Genomic DNA, 4,675 nt, shown 5'->3' with positions numbered 1-4,675 from the left:
CCCGCCGGTCCGGGCCGGCCGCGAGCAGTTCGCGGACGGCGGCCCGCTGCTCGGCCGGCACCGGGGCGCCGCGCAGCAGCTGGCCCAGCACGCCGAGCGGCAGGCCGGTCTCGGCGGCCGACCCCACCGCCGTCAGCGGCAGGACGCCCGCCCCGGCCGCCTGCTCGACGAACTCGTCCAGCAGGGCGCTCGTTCCGGTGGCCGCCGGGCCGCTCACCACGGCGATCCGTCCCCTGCCCCCGACCGCCTCGGTCAGCAGACCGGCCAGGAAGGCCAGGTGCTCATCGCGTTCGACCAGCATCATTGCTCAGACTTTCTCTCGTGCGTACGTGCGGTGTGGGTGGGGGAACCGGCTGCGTGGGACTCAGCGGTGCTCGGTGCTGCTCGGGTGGTGCTGGGTGGTGCTCGGTGCTGCTCCGGGGCTCCCGGTGGTGCCCCGTCGGTGGGTCTGTGGTGGGCCCAGCTGGTGTTCGGGCTCAGCGGTGCTCGGCGGGGAGCGGGGCGGCGCCCTCGGTCCGGGCCGGCTCCGGTGCGGGCGGGTCCGGTTCGGCCGGGCCCTGGCCGGCCCGGGCGGCGGCGGCCCGGATCGCGGAGAAGGCGGCGGCGTGCAGGCCCGGGCCCCGGCCGAAGCCCCAGGCCGGCCCGTCGGGGAAGGCGCAGCGGGCGTAGACGGCGGCCTCCCGCCCCGGGTCCGCGGACTTGCCCTCGGGGCCGGTGTGCCGGACGTCCCGGACCTCGACGCCCCAGGGCGCCAGGGTCGCGCCGAGGCTGCGCACCTCCTCCGCGCGGACCGTGCCGTCCGCGCTGGCGGGGCCGGCCCCGTCGACGAACAGCTCGGTGGGGACCGGCGCGTGGCGCACGGCCAGCGGCTTGGTCTCGTCCGCGGTGGACCGGTACTCCCGCTCGAAGAGCCGGCCGATCCGGTCCGGCGCGACCTCGGCGCCGGTGGCCTCGGCGACCGCCTGCACGGTGCGGGCGAACTCGATCTGCAGCCCGCGCGGCAGGTCCAGGCCGTGCCGGGCGCTCATGACGTGGGCGACGCCGCCCTTGCCGGACTGGCTGTTCACCCGGACCACCGCCTCGTAGCCGAGGCCGAGGTCCTGCGGGTCGATCGGCAGGTACGGCATCCGCCAGGCGCGGTCGCGCGGGCTCTCGCCGGCGGCGGCGGCCTCGGCCTCCAGGGCGGCGAAGCCCTTCCTGATGGCGTCCTGGTGCGTCCCGGAGAAGGCGGTGTGGACCAGTTCGCCGCCGTAGGGGTGGCGGGGGGAGACCGGCAGTCCGGAGCAGTGCTCGACGGTGCGGCGCACCCGGTCGATGTCGGAGAAGTCGATGCCCGGGTCGACGCCCTGGGTCAGCAGGTTGAGGCCGAGGGTGACCAGGCAGACGTTGCCGGCCCGCTCCCCGCCGCCGAACAGGCAGCCCTCGACCCGCTTCGCCCCGGCCAGCAGGGCCAGTTCGGTGGCGGCCACCCCGGTGCCCCGGTCGTTGTGCGGGTGGATCGACAGGCAGCGGTACTCGGGGCGGGAGAGGGTGCGGTCCAGCCACTCGATCTGGTCGGCGAACACGTGCGGCATCGAACGCTCGACCGTGGCCGGGAAGTTCAGCACGATCTCGCGGCCCGGGCCGGGCTCCCAGAGGTCCATCACCGCCTCGCAGACCTCGACGGCGAACTCCGGCTCGGTCTCGTTGAACAGCTCCGGGGAGTACTGGTAGCCGACCTCGCAGTCGCCCAGCAGCCGCTCGGTGTGCCGCATCATCGACCGGGTGCCGCGCAGGGCGAGGTCGACGCACTCCTGCCGGCCGATCCCGAGGACGAGGTCGCGGAAGAGCGGCGCGGTCGCGTTGTACACGTGGATGGTGGCGGCGCGGGCGCCGCGCAGGCTCTCCACGGTCCGTTCGATCAGCTCGTCGCGGGCCGGCACCAGCACCGAGACGCGGACGTCCTCGGGTATCCGGTCCTGCTCGATCAGCATCCTGACGAAGTCGTACTCGTCCTGGCTGGCGACCGGGAAGCCGACCTCGATCTCCCGGTAGCCCATCGCCACCAGGAGGTCGAACATGGCGAGCTTGCGGGCCGGCGTCATCGGGCGGGCCAGCGCCTGGTTCCCGTCCCGCAGGTCCGTGGAGAGCCAGCGCGGCGCCGCCGTGGGGGTCCGGTCCGGCCAGGTGCGGTCGGGCAGGGTCATCGGGACGAACGCCTGGTAGCGCCGGGGCAGCCGGTCAGCCTTCACGGTCTGGTTCCTCACAACTGTTTCTTGTTGCGAACATGCGGGAAGTACTGGTCTTGTTGCGGACATGCACGGAGTGATGCTCTTGTTGCGGACATGCAGGAAGTACCGGTCGATTGCGGACGTCCTGTGAACGTCACGCTAGAGAGCCGCCGTAGTCCCGGACAACGGTCTCGCCGGCGCTGTCGGCCCATCCGCGCCGGAGGGATGAGCGGGGGGTATCGAAGGGAGTAGTGGACACTCCACCCCCGGGCCACTCCGCTCCGGCCCCGGTACCACCGGCGGTCCCTCCGCCCGCGCCCGGCCGGGTGGCGGCCGACGCGACGGGACGACTTCCGGCCACCGCCGCCGTCCACTTCTTCACGGCGCGGCCGACCCCCCCTTTGTCACCGGTCCCGGCATTCCGGCCGCGCCTTTGAACTAGTTGAAGATTCGAACACGCTCGACCGGCGAGGGGGCCTCCCGGAGGCCATCTTCACGCCCTCGAATTCGCACGGCGTTCTGGTATCTTGACCCCGCTTGGCCAAGGCGACACGGGGGCCGGCACGTGACCGGTTTGGAGAAGGCAGCCTTGACGACTCGCCAACAGGTGGCGGACCTGATCGAACAACGCACGCCCGAGATAGTCGAGGCCTACGAGGCCTCGCTCCGGGCGGCCGGCAACGCCATCGCGCAGAGCCCGGCCTCGCTGGACCAGGCCCTGGCCACCGCCCGTCAGATCGTCGCCGACGTGGTCACCAGCCTGCGCGTGGGGCAGGTCGAGGTCGACCAGACGTGCAAGCTGCTGGCCTGGGACGTCGGCGCGACACGCGCGGCGGACGGGGTCCACCCCCGGGAATCCGTCCAGGCCTCCTCGGCCTTCTTCCACGCGGCGCTGTCGACGATATTCAGCCACCTTCCGCCCGGATCGAGACAAGTCGACACCCTCACCCTGATCACCCTCGCGCTGGAGCGCGGTGTCGCCCTGCGGATCCGCGAGTCGGTGGCCGCGTACACCGGGTTACTCGTCGACAAGATCCACGAGGCGCAACTCGACGAGCGGCGCCGGATCGCCCGCGAGCTCCACGACCGGATCGGGCACGGCATGAGCGTGACCCACCGCCAGCTGGAGCTCTACACCCTCTACCTGGACAAGCAGCCGGACCGGGCGAGCGTCAAGCTGGCCACCGCCCAGCAGGCCATCCAGGAGTCGATGCACCACCTGCGCGCGGTCACCTCCGACCTGCACACCCGCCAGCCGTTGAAGAGCCTGGAGAAGGCCCTGCTCAACGACCTGGAGTCGCTGGGCCCCGACGGCGTGGCCGCCCGGCTCCGGGTGAACGGGGACGAGGCCTGGGCTCCGCCGGAGGTGCTCGACGAGGTGTTCCTGATCCTCCGCGAGGGCGTCCGCAACTCCCTGCGCCACGCCCGGGCCACGGTGCTGCTGGTGAACGTCGAGATCACCCCCAACGAACTCCGCGCCACCGTCGAGGACGACGGCTGCGGGCTGCCGCAGGAGCGGCCGGCCGACGCCGGCGTCGGCCTGTCCTCGATGCGCGAGCGGGCCGAACTGCTCGGCGGCCGACTGCTGGTCAACAGCCGTCCGGACAACGGCACCAGGGTGGATCTCTGGTACCTCTCAAAGGACGGCTCCTCGATGAACCCGCGCGACGCCGTAGCTGCTGACCCCGCGTCCGCCACCACCCGCGTCGCCCTGGTCGACGACCACGCGCTGGTCCGCGAGGGGGTGCGCGAGATCCTGGAGTCGCAGGACGACATGGTGGTGGTGAGCGAGGCCGCCAACAGCGGCGACGCCATCGCCCAGGTCGCCCGGCACCGGCCGGACGTCGTCCTGCTGGACGTCGAACTCCCCGACGGCGAGCCCACCGACACCGTCACCAGGATGCGGGCGCTCTCGCCGTCCTCGCAGATCATCATGCTGTCCATGTACGACGGCCCCCAGTTGCTCCGACGGCTCATCAACGCCGGCATCCGGGGCTACCTGCTGAAGAGCGTGTGCGGCGACGAGCTGCTCGCGGCGGTCCGCAGCGTCCACCGCGGCTCGGACCGGATGGTCCTGGCCGTCTCCCGGGACAGCCTGGCCCGGATGCAGGGCATCACCGAGAACGTGCTGTCCGCCCGGGAGCTGGAGATCCTGGAGCTGGTCGCGCAGGCGCTGAGCAACGGCCAGATCTCCACCCGGCTGACGATCACCGAAGCCACCGTCAAGCGCCATCTGCGCAACGTCTTCGCCAAGCTGGGCGCGGTCTCCCGGATCGACGCCGTGAACAAGGCGATCGCCGCCTCCCTGATCGCGCCCCCGCACGACCAGTCCTGCCACCGCCACCGGGCGGGCTGAGACCTCCTCCGCACGCTCCTTCCCGACTCCCCCGCGCGGCCGTCCGGCACCCCGCCCGGCGCGCCGCCCCGCGCACCCGGTCGGCCCGGTCGGCCCGGTCGGCCCGGTC

3 protein-coding genes are annotated in these 4,675 nt (G+C 72.8%); 1 reads left to right on the top strand and 2 read right to left on the bottom strand.

The window, feature by feature from the left end; translation table 11 throughout:
• Positions 1-304: AAA family ATPase (locus AE652_RS35610; protein ID WP_049659141.1), on the bottom strand; the 304-nt coding region annotated here is incomplete at its 3' end.
• A 172-nt stretch (positions 305-476) separates the two neighbouring features.
• Positions 477-2,186 (bottom strand): 2-isopropylmalate synthase, encoded by a 1,710-nt coding sequence (locus tag AE652_RS35605; RefSeq protein ID WP_234348660.1) that lies wholly within the window; start codon positions 2,184-2,186, stop codon positions 477-479.
• A 613-nt stretch (positions 2,187-2,799) separates the two neighbouring features.
• On the opposite strand from AE652_RS35605, the gene AE652_RS44470 reads away from it, so the two are divergent.
• Positions 2,800-4,566, top strand: coding sequence for a hybrid sensor histidine kinase/response regulator transcription factor (locus tag AE652_RS44470; protein WP_159028650.1), 1,767 nt, complete (start codon positions 2,800-2,802; stop codon positions 4,564-4,566).
• Positions 4,567-4,675: the final 109 nt, after the last annotated feature.

The sequence above is a fragment of the Kitasatospora sp. MY 5-36 genome (assembly GCF_001182915.1).
Lineage (GTDB): Bacteria > Actinomycetota > Actinomycetes > Streptomycetales > Streptomycetaceae > Kitasatospora.
Note: the sequence above shows the minus strand (reverse complement) of the source record. Positions and strands in the feature narration are given on the sequence as shown.

Bases quoted from the DNA above. Each gene is read 5' to 3' on its own strand.
- AE652_RS35605 (WP_234348660.1), bottom strand. From the start codon at position 2,186: ATGACCCTGCCCGACCGCACCTGGCCGGACCGGACCCCCACGGCGGCG.